At 63.7% G+C, this 20,233-nt stretch carries 18 protein-coding genes, 1 tRNA gene and 1 other RNA gene; 11 read left to right on the top strand and 9 right to left on the bottom strand.

Annotated features, from left to right (window positions below):
- Window positions 1–53: 53 nt before the first annotated feature.
- The 6 genes from recR to H7687_RS01845 form a co-directional block, all read right to left on the bottom strand.
- A complete protein-coding gene (recR, locus tag H7687_RS01870) occupies window positions 54–647 on the bottom strand; it encodes a recombination mediator RecR (RefSeq protein WP_183344503.1) in 594 nt (197 codons plus the stop codon).
- A gap of 142 nt (window positions 648–789) precedes the next feature.
- Entirely contained in the window at window positions 790–1,104 is a 315-nt protein-coding gene (locus H7687_RS01865) for a YbaB/EbfC family nucleoid-associated protein (protein WP_183344501.1), read from the bottom strand.
- Between the two features lie 48 nt (window positions 1,105–1,152).
- Entirely contained in the window at window positions 1,153–2,928 is a 1,776-nt protein-coding gene (gene dnaX / locus H7687_RS01860; protein WP_183344499.1) for a DNA polymerase III subunit gamma/tau, read from the bottom strand.
- A gap of 78 nt (window positions 2,929–3,006) precedes the next feature.
- An RNA gene (gene ffs, locus H7687_RS01855) (signal recognition particle sRNA small type) lies at window positions 3,007–3,105 on the bottom strand.
- A gap of 33 nt (window positions 3,106–3,138) precedes the next feature.
- Window positions 3,139–3,229 (bottom strand) — tRNA-Ser (locus tag H7687_RS01850).
- A gap of 123 nt (window positions 3,230–3,352) precedes the next feature.
- Window positions 3,353–3,691 carry a hypothetical protein gene (locus tag H7687_RS01845; RefSeq protein WP_183344497.1) on the bottom strand — a complete coding sequence of 113 codons (339 nt, stop codon included), beginning with the start codon at window positions 3,689–3,691 and terminating at the stop codon, window positions 3,353–3,355.
- 207 nt (window positions 3,692–3,898) lie between these two features.
- On the opposite strand from H7687_RS01845, the gene mfd reads away from it, so the two are divergent.
- The 3 genes from mfd to H7687_RS01830 all read left to right on the top strand — a co-directional run bounded on the left by mfd (window position 3,899) and on the right by H7687_RS01830 (window position 9,428).
- Window positions 3,899–7,372, top strand: coding sequence for a transcription-repair coupling factor (mfd, locus tag H7687_RS01840; RefSeq protein ID WP_183344495.1), 3,474 nt, complete (start codon window positions 3,899–3,901; stop codon window positions 7,370–7,372).
- A 57-nt stretch (window positions 7,373–7,429) separates the two neighbouring features.
- Complete coding sequence (locus H7687_RS01835; RefSeq protein ID WP_183344493.1) at window positions 7,430–8,368, top strand: peptidylprolyl isomerase; 939 nt, start codon at window positions 7,430–7,432, stop codon at window positions 8,366–8,368.
- Window positions 8,369–8,465: 97 nt separating this feature from the next.
- On the top strand, window positions 8,466–9,428 hold the full coding sequence (locus tag H7687_RS01830; RefSeq protein WP_183344491.1) for a peptidylprolyl isomerase: 963 nt from the start codon (window positions 8,466–8,468) through the stop codon (window positions 9,426–9,428).
- A gap of 90 nt (window positions 9,429–9,518) precedes the next feature.
- Here H7687_RS01830 and H7687_RS01825 read toward each other — a convergent pair whose 3' ends face one another.
- A complete protein-coding gene (locus H7687_RS01825) occupies window positions 9,519–10,412 on the bottom strand; it encodes a DnaJ C-terminal domain-containing protein (protein WP_183344489.1) in 894 nt (297 codons plus the stop codon).
- Window positions 10,413–10,562: 150 nt separating this feature from the next.
- Here H7687_RS01825 and H7687_RS01820 point away from each other — a divergent pair, with 150 nt between their 5' ends.
- Window positions 10,563–11,762, top strand: coding sequence for a protoporphyrinogen/coproporphyrinogen oxidase (locus H7687_RS01820; protein ID WP_183344480.1), 1,200 nt, complete (start codon window positions 10,563–10,565; stop codon window positions 11,760–11,762).
- 123 nt (window positions 11,763–11,885) lie between these two features.
- Window positions 11,886–12,746: a four helix bundle suffix domain-containing protein gene (locus tag H7687_RS22055; RefSeq protein WP_183344479.1), complete on the top strand. Its 861-nt coding sequence runs from the start codon at window positions 11,886–11,888 to the stop codon at window positions 12,744–12,746.
- Here H7687_RS22055 and H7687_RS01810 read toward each other — a convergent pair.
- The gene (locus tag H7687_RS01810; RefSeq protein WP_183344477.1) at window positions 12,743–13,273 is read right to left on the bottom strand and encodes a hypothetical protein; all 531 of its coding nucleotides are present in this window, start codon (window positions 13,271–13,273) and stop codon (window positions 12,743–12,745) included. The two genes, H7687_RS22055 and H7687_RS01810, sit on opposite strands and share 4 nt — an antisense overlap.
- Before the next feature lie 131 nt (window positions 13,274–13,404).
- On the opposite strand from H7687_RS01810, the gene H7687_RS01805 reads away from it, so the two are divergent.
- Entirely contained in the window at window positions 13,405–13,881 is a 477-nt protein-coding gene (locus tag H7687_RS01805; RefSeq protein WP_183344475.1) for a peroxiredoxin, read from the top strand.
- A gap of 69 nt (window positions 13,882–13,950) precedes the next feature.
- Here the strand turns inward: H7687_RS01805 and H7687_RS01800 are convergent, their stop codons facing one another.
- Window positions 13,951–14,322, bottom strand: a complete 372-nt coding sequence (locus tag H7687_RS01800) for a hypothetical protein (protein WP_183344473.1) — start codon at window positions 14,320–14,322, stop codon at window positions 13,951–13,953.
- A 227-nt stretch (window positions 14,323–14,549) separates the two neighbouring features.
- Here H7687_RS01800 and H7687_RS01795 point away from each other — a divergent pair, with 227 nt between their 5' ends.
- The 5 genes from H7687_RS01795 to H7687_RS01775 all read left to right on the top strand — a co-directional run bounded on the left by H7687_RS01795 (window position 14,550) and on the right by H7687_RS01775 (window position 20,219).
- Entirely contained in the window at window positions 14,550–15,089 is a 540-nt protein-coding gene (locus tag H7687_RS01795) for an acyloxyacyl hydrolase (protein WP_183344471.1), read from the top strand.
- 131 nt (window positions 15,090–15,220) lie between these two features.
- Window positions 15,221–15,676 carry a GreA/GreB family elongation factor gene (locus tag H7687_RS01790; protein ID WP_183344469.1) on the top strand — a complete coding sequence of 152 codons (456 nt, stop codon included), beginning with the start codon at window positions 15,221–15,223 and terminating at the stop codon, window positions 15,674–15,676.
- Window positions 15,677–15,875: 199 nt separating this feature from the next.
- Window positions 15,876–17,333 carry a GspE/PulE/PilB domain-containing protein gene (locus tag H7687_RS01785; RefSeq protein ID WP_183346006.1) on the top strand — a complete coding sequence of 486 codons (1,458 nt, stop codon included), beginning with the start codon at window positions 15,876–15,878 and terminating at the stop codon, window positions 17,331–17,333.
- A gap of 103 nt (window positions 17,334–17,436) precedes the next feature.
- Window positions 17,437–17,838, top strand: coding sequence for an NADH-quinone oxidoreductase subunit A (locus H7687_RS01780; RefSeq protein ID WP_183344467.1), 402 nt, complete (start codon window positions 17,437–17,439; stop codon window positions 17,836–17,838).
- Window positions 17,835–20,219 carry an NADH-quinone oxidoreductase subunit B/C/D gene (locus H7687_RS01775; protein WP_183344465.1) on the top strand — a complete coding sequence of 795 codons (2,385 nt, stop codon included), beginning with the start codon at window positions 17,835–17,837 and terminating at the stop codon, window positions 20,217–20,219. Before H7687_RS01780 ends, H7687_RS01775 begins: the two co-directional genes overlap by 4 nt.
- Window positions 20,220–20,233 lie beyond the last annotated feature (14 nt).

Genomic DNA, 20,233 nt, shown 5'->3' with positions numbered 1-20,233 from the left:
CTAACTGAGCTTTACGGTAAAAGATCGTTCTAGTTCCCACTCGCGGAAGGCGCTTAAAGCTCCGAACGCCCTTCCACCGCCCGCTGCACGGTCGCCGCATCCACGTATTCCAGGTCGCTGCCGATGGGGATGCCGTGCGCCAGACGCGTCACCTTGATCCCGAGCGGCTTGATCATCCTGGTCAGGTAGAGTGCCGTCGCCTCCCCTTCCACCGTGAAGTTGGTGGCGATCAGCACCTCGCGCACCTCGCCCCCCTCCAACCGCTGCATCAGCTCGGCGATCCTGAGGTCGCGGGGTGTAACGCCGTTTAACGGTGAAAGAGCACCCTGCAGCACGTGGTAGCGGCCGCGGAAAGCGCGGCTTCTCTCAAGGGCCAGCAGGTCTTGCGGCTCCTCCACCACGCAGAGGGTGGCGCCGTCGCGCTCCCCGGAGCAGATCCAGCAGGGATCGTCCTCGGTGATGGCAAAACAGCGGGAGCAAAAACGGACCTTTTCCTTCACCTGCATGAGGCTCTCTGCTAACGCCTCGATATTACCGGGATATTTAAGCAGATGAAAGGCAAGCCGCAAGGCACTTTTTTCACCGACGCCAGGCAGTTTCTTCAATTCTCCCACTAGCCTGGTCAGCGAGCCCGAAAAATGTAGCATATTCCCACCATGGATAAAACAAGTTTTTACTGGTTATTTTTACCAAAAAAATTTTGATCGTAGAATTGGATAATTAAAGGGTGCACACCAAAGCGGCATGCACCCTCTATTTGACCCGTATCCTGCGCTAGGCGCCGTCCCCTTAGAAAAGGCCCGGGATGCTCAGCCCGCCGGTGATCTTGCTCATCTCTTCGCTCATCTCCTGGTGCACCTTCTTGAGGGCCTCATTGATGGCGGTCATGACCAGATCCTGCAGCATTTCCACGTCTTCCGGATCGACGGCTTCCTTCTTGATAACCAGCGAGAGCACCTGGTTCTTGCCGTTGACAACCGCCGTTACCGCGCCGCCGCCGGTGGTGACCTCGGCGGTCCTTTCCGCCGCCTGCTCCTGCAGTTTGCCCATCTTCTGCTGCATCATCTGCGCTTGTTTCATGATCTGCGCCAAACCTTTAGACATCGTATCCTCCAATTTTCCTTTATTGTCGCAGCGTACCGCGGAACATTGTTATGATTTTGCCAATTCTTTCTGCGGAAGTTCCTGCACCTCGGCGATTTCGCCGTCGAACATCTCGACGGCCGCCGCCACCAGCGGATGCTCCTCCGCTTCGCGCCTCAGGTGTGCCCTGCGCTCGGCGTCTTCAAGGCTTTTTTTTTCCGACAGGGTCGGGGCGGCGTCCGTGGGCGGGCCGTTCAGCGCCACCACCTTGATCTGGGTCGGGACGCCGAAATGCCCCTGGGCGAGGCTCTTCAGTTCGTTGACCTGCTCCGGGTCCTGCAGCCGGGTCAGCTGGAAGGAGCCCTGCAGGCAGCCGATCTCCAGCACACCCTGGGCCACCCGGACCGGGTAGACCTCTTCCAGCGCGCCGCCGAGCATCGGCTTCTTCGCCTTGACCGCCTGCACGAAGCCGCCCCAGAGGTCACCGCCGGAATTGAATGCGGACGGTGCCGCCTGCGGCGCCGCGGCCGGGGCCTGCGGTGCTGCCGCCACCGGCGCTGCCGCTACGGGCGCCGCCGCGGGGCGGTGAGGTGCGGCGTGCTGCTGGGGCGGTGCCGACTGCGGTGCCGGCGCCGAGTGCTGTACGGGGCGCGGTGCGGGGGGCGCGGACGGCCGCGGAGCCTCGCTGCGCGGCGGCAGCGGTCCACCCTTTTCCAGGGCGTCCAGGCGCGCCAGCAGTTCCTGCACCGGGATGGCCGGGGCCAGGGTCGCCATCTTCATCAGCGCCATCTCCAGGATCAGGCGCGGGAAGCCGGCGTGCGCCATCTCGGCCTCCGCCTTGAGCAGGATGGCCAGGTGGCGCTGCAGGTCCTGGACCGAGGCCTGCCCCCCCAGCGCCTTCAGCTCGCCCTGCTCGGCGTCGGAGAGCTCCAGGAGGTCTCCCGCTTCACCTACCGCCTTCAGGATGGAGATGTTGCGCAGCTGGCCGATCAGCTCCTGGCAGAACTGGCGCATGCTGTAGCCGAAGGAATCGACCTGGGCCACGATCTCCAGCGCCCCCTTGACGTCCGCCTGCAGCACGCTGCGGCACCCCTCCATGATCAGGCGCCGGTCCACCACGCCCAGAAGGGCGGCGACGTCCTCGTCGGAGACGCTGTTGCCGCAGAAGGCGAGCACCTGGTCCAGCGTGGAGAGGGAGTCGCGCATGCTGCCGTCCCCCTTCCTGGCCACCACCGCGAGCGCCTCGTCCGAAACCTGCACCCCCTCCTGGTCCACGATGAAGCGCAGCCTGGAGACGATGCGCGGCAGCGCGATCCTCTTGAAGTCGAAGCGCTGGCAGCGCGACAGGATGGTGATGGGGACCTTGTGCGGCTCGGTGGTGGCGAAGATGAACTTGACGTGCGGCGGCGGCTCCTCCAGCGTCTTCAACAGCGCGTTGAAGGCGTTGGTGGTCAGCATGTGCACTTCGTCGATGATGAAGATCTTGTAGCGCGAGCGCGAGGGGAGGTACTTGATGTTGTCCCGCAGTTCCCGGATGTCGTCGACGCCGGTGTTGGAGGCGCCGTCGATCTCGAAGACGTCCACCGAGTTGCCGTCGGTGATCTCCAGGCAGGTAGAGCAGGTGTTGCAGGGCTCGACGGTCAGGCCGCTCTCGCAGTTGAGCGCCTTGGCCAGGATGCGCGCCGAACTGGTCTTGCCTACGCCGCGGGCGCCGGTAAAGAGAAAGGCGTGCGCGACCCTGCCGCCGTCGATGGCGTTTTTGAGGGTCTGGCTGACGTGCTCCTGGCCGACCAGGTCGCTGAAGGTCTGGGGGCGCCATTTTCTAGCAAGGACAAGATAGGACAAGGCGGCGTACCTCTATGGCTTCACGTGGTTCATGGTTCGTGCGGGGCGTGGGGCGGGCGGGGGGTTGCGGAAAGAGCTGATAGCTGGGCTACCCCGCGGCACACGGGGGCGGTTACTGCCGCTGCTTCCTTCCGGACCTGACGGGGTTCATAACCTTCCGTTGCGCGGGACCCAGCTATCAGGTCTATCCGCAAAGGGTAAATGTAAGTATGGCGGAGAGAGAGGGATTCGAACCCTCGGTACGCTATTAACGTACACACGCTTTCCAGGCGTGCTCCTTCAACCACTCGGACATCTCTCCACAACAAGGAGGAGATATATAATACACGCCGCATTAATTGTAAAGCGAATTCTTTAGGGGGACGTAAAACGCCGGCCACCCAAGCAGCAACGGTGGGCCGGACCCGGCACCAGTGCGCTGCGGTCAACCGGCCAGTTCGTCGGGCCGGCGCCCCTTCTTGCGCGTGAGGATGGCCTGCAGGAGGGATTGCTTGTCTTTTTGCAAGAGCTGCTTGGCGATGATGGAGCGCACCGAGAGGAGCTCCTTCCTGAGCGCCTCGGCGTTCTTGACCAGGTGCCTGGCCCGTGGGTCGCTGCGCACGTAGGGGGAGAGCAGGTGCACGGCCTCCGAGATCTTGCGGCTGACCAGCACGCGCTCACGGTAGTCTTCCAGACGGCCCGATTTGAGGCGTTCCTCTAGTGCAGCAAACTCCGAGCTGAAGTAATTGATCACGTCGGAGTGGAGAACATCTTCTTGTTTCATAAGCTCACCCTTAATTAAGCGACTCACACCCTTCTCTCGTCAGGCTTCAAAAGCCTCTTCGGCTGCTCCGATTTTTTCTTTACTTTTATTTGGGGTCGCCGCAAAAACTTTACCCGCCAAGTTTCTGGATAAACGGACCCGTTTTTGCTATGCTCAACCGGTGCTGACAGCCCAACCCACCAAAGCGAAAGGCCCCGCCCCGACAAGATGACCATGCCCGAAGCGCAGTATCTGAAACAGCTCAACGAGAAACTGACCTCCCCCACCTGCCAGGTGAGCGTGACCGGGCTGGAGGGGGCGGCGCCGGCTTTCCTTTTGTCGCGGCTGGCCGACAACGGCGCGCCGCCGCTGGTGGTGCTGACCGCCGACCAGGAGAGCGCCGACGAGATCGCCCGCGAGCTGCGCTTCTTCACCGCCCGCCCGGAGAGCGTGCTCCCCTTCCCCGCCTGGGACGTCACCCCCTTCGATGCCGCCTCGCCGCACCCGGACCTGGTCGGAGAGCGACTGAACGCCCTGGTCCGCCTTCTGGACGGCGCGGCCCGGGCGGTAGTGCTCCCGGTGGCGAGCGCCCTGCAGCGGGTCATCCCGCGCGACACCCTGGGCGGGGTCTGCCAGTATCTCGTCGCCGGCGAGGAGCTGGAGCGCGACGGCCTGGTGGAGAAACTGGTCAAGCTGGGGTACTCCCACGTCCCCCTGGTCGAGGACCGCGGTACCTTCTCGGTACGCGGCGGGATACTGGACATCTTCCCCCCCGACCGGGAGCAGCCGATCCGCATCGAGTTCTTCGGCGACGAGGTCGAGACCATGCGTCTCTTCGATCCGGTCTCGCAGCGCTCCCTGGAGCCGCTCGAAGAACTGGTGCTGCTCCCCTCGCGCGAGGTGATCCTTTCCGAGCAGGTGGTGAAGGACCTCGCCCCCAGGCTCAAGCGCCGCTGCGATCACCTGGGCATCGGCGCCGACCGGCGCCGCGAACTTCTCGAGCAGCTGCAGCATGCCATCTACCCGCCGGGCGTCGAGTTCCTGCAGCCCCTGTTCCACCCGCACCTGGAGACCGTCCTCGACTACGTGGGCGAGGGGGCCATCCGGGTCCTGGTCGACCCAGCGGCCATAGCCGATGCGCTGCAGCGCTTCGGGGAAGACCTGGACAGCGCCTTCAAGCGCGCCGAGTTGCGCGACGCCATCGTCTGCGACCCCGCCGAACTCTACCTCTCGGCGCAGGAGCTGGAGCGCTCCCTCTCCGCCGGGCGCCGGCTCGAGTTCCCGCGCCTGGAGATCGAGGGGGAAGGGGGCGAGAAGCTCAGGGTCGCCTGTGCCGGCAATCAGGACCTGAGACTGGACACCAACCCGGAAGGGGAGCGGGTGCTGGCCCCCCTCACCGAGAAACTGGTGACCTGGATCGCGGCCGGCAACCGCGTGCTGATCCCCTGCCACCAGGCCGGGCAGGCCCGCAGGCTCTACGAACTCTTGTCCCACTACCGCCTCCCCCTGGAGCACTCCCAGGACTCGTTCCTTAGCGCCGCGGCGCGCCCCGCCGGCCGGGTCGAGATCCTGATCGGCGAGATATCGCGCGGCTTCCGCCTGGAAGAAGAGCGCCTGGTGGTCATCGCCGAGGAGGAGATCTTCGGCAAGAGGGTGAAGCGGCGCGGCCTCTCCGAGGCGAAAAAGAAGCAGCTGCTCACCTCGCTGGCGGAGCTGAAGCCGGGCGACCACATGGTGCACATCGACTTCGGCGTGGCGCTGTACCGCGGGCTGCAGCACCTGAGCCTCACCGGCATGGAAGGGGACTTCCTGCTCCTCGAGTACGCCGGCGGCGACAAGCTCTACCTCCCGGTGGACCGCATCAACCTGGTGCAGCGCTACGTGGGCGCCGAGGGGATCGAGCCGCGGCTGGACCGGCTGGGGGGCGCCGGCTGGGAAAAGGCCAAGGCCAAGGCCCGCGCCGAGATCCAGGAGATGGCGGCGGAACTGTTGAAGATCCACGCCGCCCGCGAGGTCCAGGAAGGGTACCGCTACTCCCCGGCCGACGACATGTACCGCGCCTTCGAGGCCTCCTTCGCCTTCGAGGAGACCCCGGACCAGGCCGCCGCCATCGACCAGGTCATCGCCGACATGGAGAGCCCGCGCCCCATGGACCGCCTGGTCTGCGGCGACGTCGGCTACGGCAAGACCGAGGTGGCCATGCGCGCCGCCTTCAAGGCGACCCTGGACGGCAAGCAGGTGGCCATCCTGGTGCCGACCACCGTGCTCGCCCAGCAGCATGCCGAGAGCTTCGCGGCAAGGCTCAAGGATTACCCGGTGCGGGTGGAGATGCTGTCGCGCTTTCGCACCCCGCAGCAGCAGAAGCAGATCCTGGATGGGGTGAAGAAGGGGGAGGTCGACATCGTCATCGGCACCCATCGCCTGTTGCAAAAAGACGTGGTCTTCAAGGACCTGGGGCTTCTGATCGTGGACGAGGAGCAGCGCTTCGGCGTGGCCCACAAGGAGCGGCTCAAGCAGTTCCGGGCCGTGGTGGACATCCTCACCCTGACCGCGACCCCGATCCCGCGCACCCTGTACATGTCGCTCATGGGGATCCGGGACCTCTCCATCATCGACACCCCGCCGGTGGACCGGCTCGCCATCAAGACCTTCGTCTCCCGCTCCTCGGACGAGCTGATCCGGGAGGCGGTGCTCAGGGAGCTCAGGCGCGGCGGCCAGGTCTTCTTCGTGCACAACCGGGTGCAGAGTATCGGCGCCATGGCCGAGGAGTTGCGCCGCATCGTCCCCGAGGCGAAGATCGCCGTGGGGCACGGGCAGATGGCGGAGAAGGAACTGGAGCAGGTGATGCTCTCCTTCATGCACGGCGAGGCGAACCTCCTCCTGTGCACCACCATCATCGAGAGCGGCCTGGACATCCCCACCGCCAACACGCTCATCGTGAACCGCGCCGACACCTTCGGCCTGTCCCAGCTCTACCAGCTGCGCGGCAGGGTCGGGCGCTCCAAGACCCGCGCCTACGCCTACCTGCTCATCCCGGGGGAAGGCTCCATCTCCTCCGACGCGCGCGAGCGACTGAAGATCATCCAGGAGTTGACCGAACTGGGGGCGGGCTTCAGGATCGCCACCCACGACCTGGAGATCCGCGGCGCCGGCGACCTGTTGGGGGCGCGCCAGAGCGGCGACATCGCGGCGGTCGGCTTCGAGCTCTACACCGAACTCTTGGACGAGGCGGTGCGGACGCTGAAGGGAGAGGCGCTCCCGGAGCGGGTGGAGCCGGAGATCAAGCTCAAGGTGCCCGCCTTCATCCCGGAGGACTACGTCCGCGACCCGAACCAGCGCCTGCTCATCTACAAGAAGCTGACCCAGCCCGCCGACGAGGCCGAGGTCGACGACATCCGCGAGGAACTGGCGGACCGCTTCGGGCCGCTGCCGGTCGCGGCGCTCTACCTCCTGGAGGTGATGCGCCTGCGCGTGGCCCTGAAACGGCTCCTGGTGAAGGAGATCGAGTACTCCGGCAACGAGCTCTCGCTCGCCTTCCACGAGAGGACGCCGGTCTCGCCGGATGCCATCACCGGACTGTTGCGAAAAGAGAAAGGAAAATACAGGTTTACGCCGGACTTCCGGCTTTACGTGCGGGTCGGCGACGGCTCGTTCGACGGGGTGCTGGCGGAAGCCAGAAATGTCTTGAAATGCCTAGTCTGATATGCTAGCGTTCCCCGGATCCGAATAAATTTCCGCTAATAAGAAAAGGAGCCCATCGTGCACTTCAGCAAATCTGCCGCAATAGCTATAATCGCGCTCAGCGTCGCCGTCACCGGCTGCAAAAAGCAGGAGGGGGCCACCGGGGCGAAACAGGAAGGCCCGGGCAAGGGAATCGTGCTCGCCGAGGTGAACGGCGCCAACATCACCGACAAGGACTTCTACAAGGAGCAGGCCGCCCTGCCGCCCCAGCTCAAGCCGATGACCGAGACCCCGGAAGGGAAGAAGGAGATGGTCGACACCATGGTGGTGCGCGAACTGATCCTGCAGCAGGCCGCCAAGGACGGCATCGACAAGAGCCCGGAAGTGGCCGCGAAACTCGAGGACCTGAAGAAGCGCGTCATCGTCGAGGCCTTCCTCAAGAAGAAGATCGAGGAGTCCGCCAAGGTAAGCGACGCCGAGATGCAGGACTACTACAACAAGAACAAGGACAAGTTCAAGTCCGACGCCCAGGTCAAGGCCAGCCACATCCTGGTCAAGTCCGAGGCGCAGGCCAAAGAGATCGAGAAGCAGCTCAAGGGTGGCGCGAGCTTCGAGGAGCTGGCCAAGAAGAACTCCATCGACGGTGCGGCCCCGAAGGGTGGCGACCTGGGCTGGTTCAGCAAAGGCTCCATGATCCCCGACTTCGAGAAGGTGGCCTTCAGCCTGAAGGACGGTGAGACCTCCGGGATCGTGAAGACCCAGTTCGGCTACCACATCATCAAGAAGACCGGCTCCCGTCCGGCCGGCGTCCGCACCCTGGACGAGGTGAAGGACGAGATCAAGGCGGCCCTGGCCCCGGCCAAGCAGCAGGAGACCTTCAAGACGCTCAAGGAGGACCTGAAGAAGCAGGCCAAGGTCTCCATCAAGGAAGACGCCCTGAAGGAGCTCGGCAGTGACGGCGCCAAGGGCGGCGCGGCCCATCCGGGCGAGGCAGCCCAGCCGGAAAAAGCCAAGTAGGCGCAATCATTCAGACAGCATCAGAAACAGACAAACGGCCGGGCCAGTCCCGGCCGTTTGTGCACAAGCGCCGCCCCGGCGGCCACAGAGAGAGCATATGGTCAAGATCATCACGGCCTGCAGCATGCTGGCCCTCCTCGCAGTAACCCCCAGCTTTGCCGACACCAAACCGATCAGCAGCATCGCCGCCATCGTCAACGACGAGGTGATCACCAGCGCCGACGTCGACAAGGAATACGCCCAGGTGCAGAAGGAAGCGGAAAAGCTCCCCGCGCCCGAGAGAACCGGGACCAGGAGCGCGGCCCTGAACCGCCTGGTGGACCGCAAGCTGGTCGAGCAGAAGATCCGCGAACTCGACATCAAGGTCAGCGACGAGGACGTGCGCCTGGCCATCGAGGACGTCAAGAAGCAGAACAACCTCAGCCAGGAAGCGCTGGAGCAGGCGCTGGCCAGCCAGGGGCTCACCGTGCCGCAGTACAAGGTGCAGCTCAAGGAGCAGCTGGAGCGCATGCGGCTCATGAGCCAGGAGGTGCGCTCCAAGATCCAGGTCGGCGAGCGCGAGATGCGCGAGTACTACGAGGCGCACCGGGCCGACTACGGCGGCGGCAGCGAGACCTTCCATGCCCGGCACATCTTCTTCAAGCTCGACCCCAAGGCGAGCGCCGAGGAGGCCGCCAAGACCCGGAAGCAGGCCGAAGAGGTGCTGGCCAAGGCCCGCGGCGGCGAGGACTTCGTCGAACTGGCCAAGAAGTACTCGCAGGATCCTGCGGCCGCCAAGGACGGCGGCGACCTGGGCACCTTCAAGAGGAGCGACATGCTGGCCGAGATCGGCAACACCGTCGCCGCCATGAAGCCCGGCGAGGTGAGCTCGGTGGTGGCAAGCCCCGCCGGACTGCACATCATCAAGCTGGAACAGAAGAGCCAGGAGAAGGGTCGTCCTTTCGAGGAAGTGAAGGAGTCCATCGAAGAGCAGCTGTACCGGAAAAAATCAGAAGAACGCTTCAACCAGTGGGTCAAGGACCTGCGCAGCGCCGCCAACATCGACGTGAAGCAGCCCTAAGCCCCCTCCTTTCCACAGAACGGAAAAATCCCCCTCACCGTCACCGGCGAGGGGGATTTTTTATTGGGCGCGGCGACCGCTGCGGTGAACTCAGAGCCCTTCGGCCGCCAGTTGCTCCACCAGTTCGCGCTGGCGCGTGGTGAGTTTTTCCGGCACGTGCACCGCGATCCTCACGTACATGTCGCCGCGGGTCTGCGACCCGAGCACCGGGAAGCCCAGCCCCTTCAGGCGCACCTTGGTGCCGGACTGGATGCCGGCAGGGATCTTGAGCCTCTTGGCCCCCTCCATGGTCGGCACCTCGATCTGGCCGCCGAGCGCCGCCTGGGAGAAGCGCACCTCGTGGTTGAGCACGATGTCGGCCCCCTCGCGCTGGAACAGGGGGTCGGTCCCTACCGTCACCGAGAGGTAGAGGTCGCCGGCCGGACCGCCCATGTGCCCCGGCGCGCCGCGCCCGGCCACCCTGAGCCTGGCGCCGCTCTCGATACCCGCCGGGATCTTGACCGACAGCTCCTCGCGCGCTCCGTCGCGCATGAAGGCGACCCGTTTTTCCGCTCCGTCGTAGGCGTCGCGGAAGGTGACCTGGATCTCCATGGAGAAGTCCTCCCCCTTGGCGGCCATGGGGCGACCGCGGCCGCCGCGCTGGCGCCGTACCGCATCGCCGAAGATGCGGGAGAAGATGTCGTCGGTGCCGAAGCCCTGGTCGCGGAACAGGTCGTCGACGTTGAAGCCCCTGAAGATGTCCTCTTGTGAAAACCGCTGGTGGAAGTTGGTGGAGCCGAACTGGTCGAACTGCTCTTTCTTTTTCGGGTCGGACAGGACCGCGTACGCCTCGTTGATCTCCTTGAAGCGCTCCTCTGCCTCTTTGTTCCCAGGGTTCTTGTCCGGGTGATACTTGACCGCGAGCTTGCGGTAGGCCCGCTTGATTTCGTCGGCCGAGGCGCCTTTCTTGAGTCCCAGTACTTCGTAATAATCTCTCTGCGCCATTTTAATTCCCTTTCACATTTGCTTCTTTTTTGCTCCACAGAATGTAATAGCTCACCCAGGCGTTGTCAACATGTTGTAAACCTTGACAACCCGCCGCAGGCGCGCTTATATAGGCTGGAATTAACGACCCTTAAAAACAGGAGCTGCCAGATGAAGCAATTCGACGCCATCGTCATAGGTGCAGGGATCAGCGGTCTCAGTTTCGCAAGCCATGCAGCTGCCAAGGGGCTGAACACGCTGGTCCTCGAGAAGAGCGACCGCCCCGGCGGCTGCTTTCATTCGCACCGTTTCGAGGGGAGCGCAGCCGGGTTCTGGCTGGAGCTGGGAGCCCACACCTGCTACAACTCCTACGGCGGTCTGCTGGAGCTGATGGAGCGGCACGGCCTGATGGGGAGCATCCTGCCCAGGGAAAAGGTGTCGTTCAAGATGCTGGTGAACAACGAGGTGAAGAGCATCCCCTCGCAGCTTTCCTTCCCCGAACTGGCCTTTTCCGCGTGGAAGCTGTTCACCCTGAAGAAGGACGGGGCGAGCGTTGCCTCGTATTACGGCAGCATCGTCGGCCGCAGCAACTACGACCGGGTCTTCGGGCCCGCCTTCAATGCCGTCATCTCCCAGCGCGCCGACGACTTCCCCGCCGACATGCTGTTCAACAAGCGTCCCAGGAGAAAGGACGTCATCAAGAGCTTTACCCTGCAGGGCGGGTTGAACAGCGTCATCGACAAGCTTGCCGTCGCCGAGCGGGTCACCCTGCAGACCGGTGCGGAGGTGGCGCGTATCGCCAAGGGCCTGGACGGCTACACCGTCGAGCTCGCCGACGGGACCACGTACCAGGCGCCGCGGCTGGTCCTGGCCGCCCCTCCCGTCGCGAGCGCCAAGCTTGCCGCCGACATCGCGCCCGAGCTCGCCAAGCTGCTCACCCAGGTCAAGCTGGAGACCATCGAGAGCGTCGGTGTAGCGGTGCAGAAGAGCAAGCTGAAGCTCCCGCTGCTGGCCGGCCTGATCCCGATCGGCGAGGAATTCTACTCCGCGGTTTCCCGCGACACCGTGCTCCATGACAGCTATCGCGGCTTCAGCTTCCATTACAAGGCAGGGAAGGTGTCCCTTGAGGCCAAGCTGCAGCGCATCGCCTCCGTGTTGCAGGTGCAGACCGGGGACTTGGAGCAGGTGGTGCAGCGCGAGAGCCAGCTCCCCTCCCCGGTGGTCGGCCACAAGGCGCTCACCGACCAGATCGACCGTCTGGTTGCCGGCAGCAACCTCTACGTCACCGGCAACTACTTCGCCGGGATGGCCGTCGAGGACTGCATTGTGCGCTCCAAGAAGGAGTTCGAAAGGCTGTCCGCGTCGCTGTAAGACCGGCGTCTATACCAGTTGAAAGCCCGCCCGCGGCAGTGGGGCGGGCTTTTTTTGTCGCTGCTTCGGGGATGCTGCAGTAGTGGCGTGGTAAAATGCCTGCTGGCCGCAGGAGGGGGTGCCATGGGCGATTTCGATGCTGGAAAGCTGCTGCAGAGCCACGGCGGATACCGTCAGCTGAAGAGTTTTCAGGTGGCCCAGTTGGTGTATGACGTCACGGTCCGGTTTTGTGACCGGTACATCGACAAGCGGAGCCGGACCCACGACCAGATGGTGCAGGCCGCCCGGAGCGGCGTGCAGAACATTGCCGAGGGGAGTCAAGCCTCTGGGACCAGCAAGAAGACTGAGTTGAAGCTGACCAATGTGGCCCGTGCCAGCCTGGAGGAGTTGCGCCTGGACTACCAGGATTTCCTGCGCCAGCGCAGGCTGGCGCGGTGGGACCGGTCCGACCCGCGCCGCGCCGAGCTGGTTGCCCGGCGCTGCAAAAGCGCCGACGAGGTGGCGCGCTGGGTGGTGGAAGTTTGCCGGGGTGGGCAGGGTGGACAGGAACCCAGTGGACATGGACTGAGTGGACCCGGTGGGCCACATGGACAACGAAGTGGACACCAAGCCACGACAGCAGCCGGGTCCACCGGGTCCACAGGGTCCACAGGGTCCACAGGGTCCACAGGGTCCACAGGGTCCACAGGGTCCACAGGGTCCACAGGGTCCACAGGGTCCACAGGGTCCACAGGGTCCACAGGGTCCACAGGGTCCACAGGGTCCACTGGGTCCACTGGGTCCACTGGGTCCACAGCGTCCACAGCGCCCGGCAGCAGCTATGCTGAGGCCGCGGCCAATGCTGCGCTTACCCTCATAGCGGTGGCGTGCTCACTGCTGGAGCGCCAACTGACGGCCCAGGCGGAGGCTTTCGAAAGAGAGGGCGGCTTCACCGAGCGCCTCTACCGCACCCGCACCCGAACCCAAAACCGCACCCGCCCCTAAAGCCCCCACCGCCACCAACACACCCCCACTGCCCCGCCATAAAACAGCACGCCGGCAGGACTGGAAACGGCCACTTTCAGATCCTGACCGGACGGTATCGAGCTGTAGCTGAAGACATAAATGACGACATACATCAACATGGTGTGCGGCAGATCAGCCGGAAACCACGTGCTCCACCGCAGGTACAGGTAATAGGCCGCAACATTCAACAACAGCGGCGCCAGCGCGGAGGGAAGCGCGGACACCGCCCCCGGGTTGCTGATGGTGACCGACCCCAGCACCCAACGCCCGGGACCATCCCGCCTGGGTACAATGGTAAACCCCACCGGCCGCCCGCCGGTGACGGCAGCGACCAAAAGGTGGGACAGCTCGTGCAACAGCGTCCCCGGCAGCGCCCAACAGATCTGCCAGAAGGCACCCGCCCTTCCCACCCGCGCCTGCAACACCGCCAGCGCAATCACCAGCAGTACCCCGGCAAAGTGATGCCACCGCTCCGGATCCACCGCCACCTGCATCATCCCGTCCATATCCCCTCCGGTAAAGCTGCGGCAGCATACCCCGAATCAGGGCCGGTGACAACAGCGTCATTCCCCTTGCCAACTACCACCATTCTGCTATGGTTTATCGGCTAATGAGAAGTACATCCAAGGAGGCCGTCATGTTTTTGGAAGGACAGAAAGCGCCGGAGTTCAGACTGCAGGGGAGCGACGGCAAGGAGCACACGCTGGCAGATTACCGGGGCAGGATCCTGGTTCTCTTCTTCTACCCCAGGGACAACACCCCGGGTTGCACGGCGGAGGCGGTCGGCTTCGCCAAGCTGCACCCGCTCTTCGAGCAGCTCGGCGCCGTGCTGGTCGGCGTTTCCAAGGACTCCATGAAGTCCCACGACAAGTTCATCGCCGATTTCAAGCTCCCGTTCACCCTCCTCTCCGATCCGGACGCCTCAGTCATGAAAAACTACGGCGCCTTCGGGGAAAAGGTCCAATACGGCAAGACCACCATGGGCACCATCCGCTCCACCGTGGTGATCTCCCCGGAGGGAATCGTCATCAAGCACTGGTCCAAGGTGGCCAAGGCCTCGGAACACCCGGACAAGGTGCTCGATTTCTTCAAGATGCTGGCGAAGGGACGCTAGGCAAAATAAAAGGGGCGAATTGCTTCGCCCCTCTCTTTTTTCCCCGCCTGGCGACCTTCGCCCGGCCGCTCAATCGACATAGTTGTAGTCGGTTTCTGAATCCAGGATCTTCACCATTGACTCTGGAGTGTACGGGTACTCAGTCTGTGCATCCTCGACTTTCCTGTTGGGCGGCGGCGTCCAGTGCAACACCCAGTCACCATCTCTTTTCTCCCTGGACACCCGGCCCTGACAGCGGGCCTCCAAAGTACGCCACATCTCATCTTCGTTGATCAACTCAAAGCCGTCGATCTTCTCACTCTCTTTCAAGTTCTGCAGGAACCTTTCCAGCAGGTCAAAGTCAATGAAGTCCTCCTCATTGCGCCACCACTTGATGAATACCCGGTCGGGGTGAGCGCCCTTCGCCTCTCTGATCTCCTTTACCAGTTGGTATCCTTTCATGGCCACCTCCTTCGGGCTTGTTACTGCCTGCCTGTTTCTGCCTGATAGCGCCTATTAAATAGTACATCCCGCGTTGTTTTTACGCAAGCAACAGTGTGAAAGCACGGCCTGCAACCGTGGCAGGAAAGAGAAGTCGCAGGCTGCGTTCTCTGCCGGCACATGCTTGTATTTAAAAAAAAACCCGCTTAAATGATATATCGTTAATAAATCCCAACCTGGAGCGCGCCATGAGAAGAATCCTCCGACTGATTTTGATCGCATTGGCTCTGTCTTTGGGGGCAGCAGGTTCCGCGTCGGCCAACAACTGGGGGCCTTTCGGGGTACGAGGCGGGTTCTCCGCCGACGGCAAGGACCACGGGGCGGAAATTTTCGAGGCCTTCGCCAGCTACCAACTCCCCTGGAGCCTGCGTAGCGAGGGGGGCTGGGGTCTCTCCACCGAAGTTGCCCTCACCGCCGGCGCGCTTTCCAGCGGGGACGACCTCGGTTTCATCGGCTCTTTCGGCCCGGCCTTCGACATCGGCAATCCGAAGTCACTGGAGCTCGACCTCGGTGTCAGCATCGCCATCGTGAGCCGCGACCGGTTCGGCGGCAGGGACTACAACGGCATCCAGCAGTTCATCTCCCACGCCGGCGTCATCTACCACTTCACCCCGGCCTTCGCCCTTTCCTACCGCTTCCAGCACATGTCCAACGCGGGGTTGAACGGCGAGATCAATCCCGGCCTGAACATGCATCTCTTCGGGATCAACTGGTATCCCGGCAGGTGACCATCTTCCTTTTGACAGATCCCTTGGTGTTATAGTATCGTCCCCCCAAAGACCGGGGCCGGTCCTGAGACGGCCCCGGCAGTATTTTCAGCTTAGGAAGGTTCCCCATCGTTACCACCAGAAAGAGCCGTTTGCACCGGCTTATCATCGACAGACTGGCGCACGACCTGTCGGTTTTGTCCCATGCCGCCAAAACCGCCCACGAAGCCGCCATCCACGAAGAAAACATCCCCGACAACAAGTACGACACGCTCAGCCTGGAGGCGTCCTACGTGGCCCAAGGCCAGGCAAACCGGGCCCAGGAGCTCAAGCACGCCCTGCAGACGTACCGGCACCTCGCGCTGCAGCCCTTCGGCGAGGGCGACAGCATTCGGCTGACCGCGCTGGTGACGCTCCAGGACGAGGAGGGGACCACCAAGACCTTCTTCATCGGTCCGCAGGAAGGGGGACTGAAACTGCAGCTCGACGGCGAGGAGATCCTGGTCATCACCGCAGCCTCCCCGCTGGGTAGCCAACTCATCGGGAAAACGCTGGGAGACGAGGTGGAGCTCGGCGGCAATAGCTATGAGATCACAGACCTCAGCTGAACCGCCGCAACCCGGCGTTTGCTATTGACATTGTCCTGCTGCGGCTCTAAATTAGCGCCTGATTAACAAGGTCGTTTTCCTGCCGGTCCGGCAGGTCGACCGAGTCAGCTGCGACCGATGCCGGCCCTTGTCAGTGTGACGCCGGTTCAATGAGTTGCACGTGTAATTTGATGCATTGGCGGAGGGTAGCTTGAACAAAATGCGCTTAGGGGAAATGCTGGTCCAGGCGGGGAAGATCACTGCGGCCCAGTTGGATGAAACTCTCAAAGGACAGGCCATATTCGGCGGACGTTTCGGCACCAACCTGGTGGAAATGGGCTACCTGGACGAGCTGGACCTGGCGGAGTTCCTGAGCCAGAAGATCGGCGTCGCCTACGCCGCTCCCGCGGAACTGCTCGATATCCCCCCGCACATCATAAAGCTCATCCCGTTCGATTACGTCAAGAAGTACAAGGTCGTCCCCATCGCGCTCAACAACCGCAAGGTTACCCTGGCCATGGTCGATCCCACCGACCTGCACGCCATCGATGAGATCGCCTTCGCCACAGGCTACATCATCGTGCCGGTGGTGGCGGCGGAACTGCGCATCGTCACCGCCATGGAGAAGTACTACGGGATCAAGCGCGAGGTGCGCTACATCAGCGTCGAGGGGGGCAGCAGGGGCAGGGCCAAGCACCATGCCACCCATTCCGCCGCCCCGCAACCCGCTACGCCCGCGGCACGGGTAGTGACAGCCGTCCCTGTGCCGGAGATGCCCAAGGCAACGCTGGAGGAATGGCCCGCCGACCTCGAAGACGAGGTGCTTGACCTCCCCATGCTCGAGGAATTGAGCCTGGAGGTGCTGGACCAGGCCGAGACGGCACCTGCCGCCCCGGCGGCTCCGGCGGCTGCCGCGCCCCAGGCGCCCGTTGCCCCTCCTGCCCCTCCTGCATCTCCGGCTCCCGCCGCAGCCGCAGCCGCAGCCGCAGCCGCGCCCGCACCTGCGGCAACTGCGGCAACTGCGACAACTGTGGCAGCGCCCGCACCTGCGGCAGCATCCCCGGCTCCGGCACCCGAGGCACCTGCCCCCCCGATAAGCCAGCCGTCTACCCAGCAGCCGACCGCCATCGCGCCGGAACCCACGCTATTGGCCGAACTGTACCAGGAAGAGTTCGAGGAACCGGAGCAGGACTACTCGCTGGAAAGCGTCCTGGTCGGGCTGGCCGAAGCGGACGACCGCGACTGGATCGCGGAACTGATCACCGGACACCTGGGTCCCCAGTTCAAGCGGGTCGCCTTCTTCCTGCTGCGCGGCGGCGCCGCCACCGGCTGGATGGCACGGGTGGACAACAAGCCGGTCCCCGAGTTCGAGGGGCTGGAGCTTTCCCTGAACGAACCGTCGGTGCTGAGCGTGGTGAACGAGAGCAAGAGCTTCTTCCTGGGGCCGATGCCGCCGACACCGGGCAACCAGGCCATCATGGAAGCCCTCAAGGGGGGCACTCCTTTCAACAACCTGCTGGTGCCGCTATTGATGATGGGGCGGGTGGTCGCGGTCCTCTACGTCGGCGGAGGCAGCGCACCTCTCGACGAAAAGCTCCCCGAGGTACAAAAATTGATCGCCAAAGCCGCCATGGCTTTCGAAATCCTGATCCTGAAGAGCAAGATTATGATGACGTAATCTAATGATCCGAACTCCTGACGCGGGCTAATTGACTTTCGGTGGCGCTACGCTAGATTATACGGGTACTAAAATCCCCTGTGATTCTCATTGAAAGGCCGGTATGCCAGTCACCGCACAGCAGGTCGAATTCATCCCCCTTGCCATCTACACAGCCCTCGCGGTGGGGCTGATTGGCGTCCTGCTGGCGGCAGCATACTTCCTCGGCTCGGGCCGGGATTCCGCCGACAAGCACATACCCTATGAATCCGGGATGGTCCCGACCGGGGCCGCCCGTCATGCCTCACAAGTTCCCTTTTACCTCATTGCCATTTTCTTCATCGTGTTCGACGTCGAAGGCTCCTTCATCCTGACCTGGGCCACCGCCTGGGACCTGCTCGGGATCCAGGGGTTGGTGCACATCACCGTCTTCGTCATCATCCTGATGTTGGGGCTGATCTGGCTCTGGATGAAGGGAGGCCTTGAATGGGGTCCCTCCGCCATCCGCATGCGAGGTAAACATTGACTGAGAGGGACGACGAAAACATACCGCAAAACGTCCTCCTCACCTCCTTGGACGACCTGATCAACTGGGGGAGGGCGAACTCACTCTGGCCGATGTTCTTCGGTCTTTCCTGCTGCTTCGTGGAAATGATGGCTTCCTTCACCTCGCGCTACGACGTCTCGCGCTTCGGCGCCGAGGTTTTGCGCGGCACCCCGCGCGAGGCCGATCTCATGGTCATCGCCGGGACCGTCTTCAAGAAGATGGCCCCCAGCATCCTGCGGCTCTACGACCAGATGGCCGAGCCCAAGTGGGTCATCTCCATGGGGAGCTGCGCCAACTCCGGCGGCATGTACGACGTCTATTCCGTCGTGCAGGGGGTGAACCAGATCCTGCCGGTCGACCTGTACATCCCCGGCTGCCCGCCGCGCCCCGAGTCCTTCCTGGAAGGGCTCATGCTGCTGCAGCAAAAGATCAGGAGCGAAGAGCGTCCCACCCGCCCCGTGCTGCGCATGCAGGGGGGCACCCAGGGCACCGTCGCCCCCATCCTCGTCGACGGCGTCACCAAGTCCCGCGACACGCGCGGCCCCGGCATGAACGGCATCCCGATCCGCGGCACCTCGATGCAGCACCCCTACTTCGCCGCGCCGCGCTCGGATGAGCTCTGGCGCCCCAAACAGCCCCGCCTCCCCTACCCCGAGTTCGGGCTGGAAGAGGAGCTGCAGGCGGCCTTCAACGGCGAGGTGCGCCGGGACGAGGCGGCGGCCGACATGCTCACCTACCGCGCGCCGGCCCGGCTGGTGCCGGAACTGCTGAAGCACCTGAAGCAGAGGAAGTCGTCCCCTTTCCGGCGCCTGGAGGACATCGCCTGCGTGGACGAGTCCTGCCGCCGCGACCGGGACAGCTTCCGCGACTTCACGGTGAACTACCATCTCACCTGCTTCGATACCCCCGGCAGGATCCGGATCAAGACCGAGCTGGACGGCGAGTACCCGGAGACTCCCAGCGTCACCTCCGTCTTCCCGGTCGCCAACTGGTACGAGCGCGAGGCCTACGACATGTTCGGCATCCGCTTTGCCGGGCACCCCAACCTCTCCAGGATCCTGATGCCCGCGGACTGGCAGGGGCACCCGCTCCGTAAGGAGCATCCTTCGCGCGCCACGGAGATGGCCCCCTATACCGCCGAGGAGGCGCGTGGCCGCAAGACGCTGCCGGCCAGCGATTTCTTCGATCGGGTCGACGACCAGACCCTGATCCTGAACGTCGGCCCACAGCACCCCGGCACCCACGGCGTGGTCCGCTTCGTCCTCAAGCTCTCCGGCGAAGAGATCGTCGACATGGACACCGAGATCGGCTACCACCACCGCGGCGCCGAAAAGATCGGGGAGCGCCAGAACTGGCACCAGTACATCCCCTACACCGACCGGGTCGACTACCTCTCCGGCGTGCAGAACAACCTGGCCTACGTCAACTCGGTCGAGAAACTGTGCGGCATCGAGGTGCCGGAGCGGGCCCAGTACATCCGGGTCATGCTCTGCGAACTGTTCCGGATCGCCAACCATCTGGTCTGGCTGGGGACCTTCGCCGCCGACATCGGCGCCATGACCCCGGTCTTCTACACCTTCACCGACCGCGAGAAGATCTTCGACATCGTGGAATCGGTGACCGGCGGTCGCATGCACCCCGCCTGGTTCAGGATCGGCGGCGTGGCGGACGACCTCCCCGAGGGATGGCTGGCCAAGGTGCAGACGTTTTTGGACTGGTTCCCGCCGCGGCTCGCGGAATACGAGAAACTGCTGACGGGAAACCCCATCTTCACGGCGCGGCTCAAGGGGGTCTCGGCCATAACCAGGGACGAGGCGATCGAGTGGGGCCTGACCGGGCCGATGCTTCGGGCCTGCGGCTTCGCGTGGGACCTGCGCAAGACCATGCCCTACTGCAGTTACGACCGCTTCGATTTCGAGGTGGCCACCGCCGAAGGCGGCGACTGCTACGCGCGCTACCTGGTGCGCATGGAGGAGATGCGGCAGTCGCTCTCCATCGTGAAGCAGGCGGCCGAGGGAATGCCGGGTGGACGCTGGATCTCCGCCGACTACCGCTATACGCTGCCCCAGAAGCGCGACGCCTTGGAAGACATCGAGTCGCTGATCCACCACTTCGTCAACGCCACGCGCGGCATGTCCCCCCCGAAAGGGGAATGCTACGCCCCCATCGAGGCCCCCAAGGGGGAATACGGCTACTTCGCCGTTTCCGACGGCCTGCACACCGCCTACCGGATGCGCATCAGGACCGCGACCTTCCCGCACATCCAGTCGCTGCCGCAGTTGAGCCGGGGCTGGCTGGTGTCGGACTTCCTCGCCATCCTGGGCTCGCTCGATTTCGTGCTGGCGGACCTGGACCGGTAATTAGCAAGGAGAGG

Source organism: Geomonas paludis (assembly GCF_014193585.1).
In the GTDB taxonomy this organism is placed as follows: domain Bacteria; phylum Desulfobacterota; class Desulfuromonadia; order Geobacterales; family Geobacteraceae; genus Geomonas; species Geomonas paludis.
The sequence above is the reverse complement of the archived record's forward strand: the minus strand, read 5'-3'. Positions and strand labels throughout refer to the sequence as shown.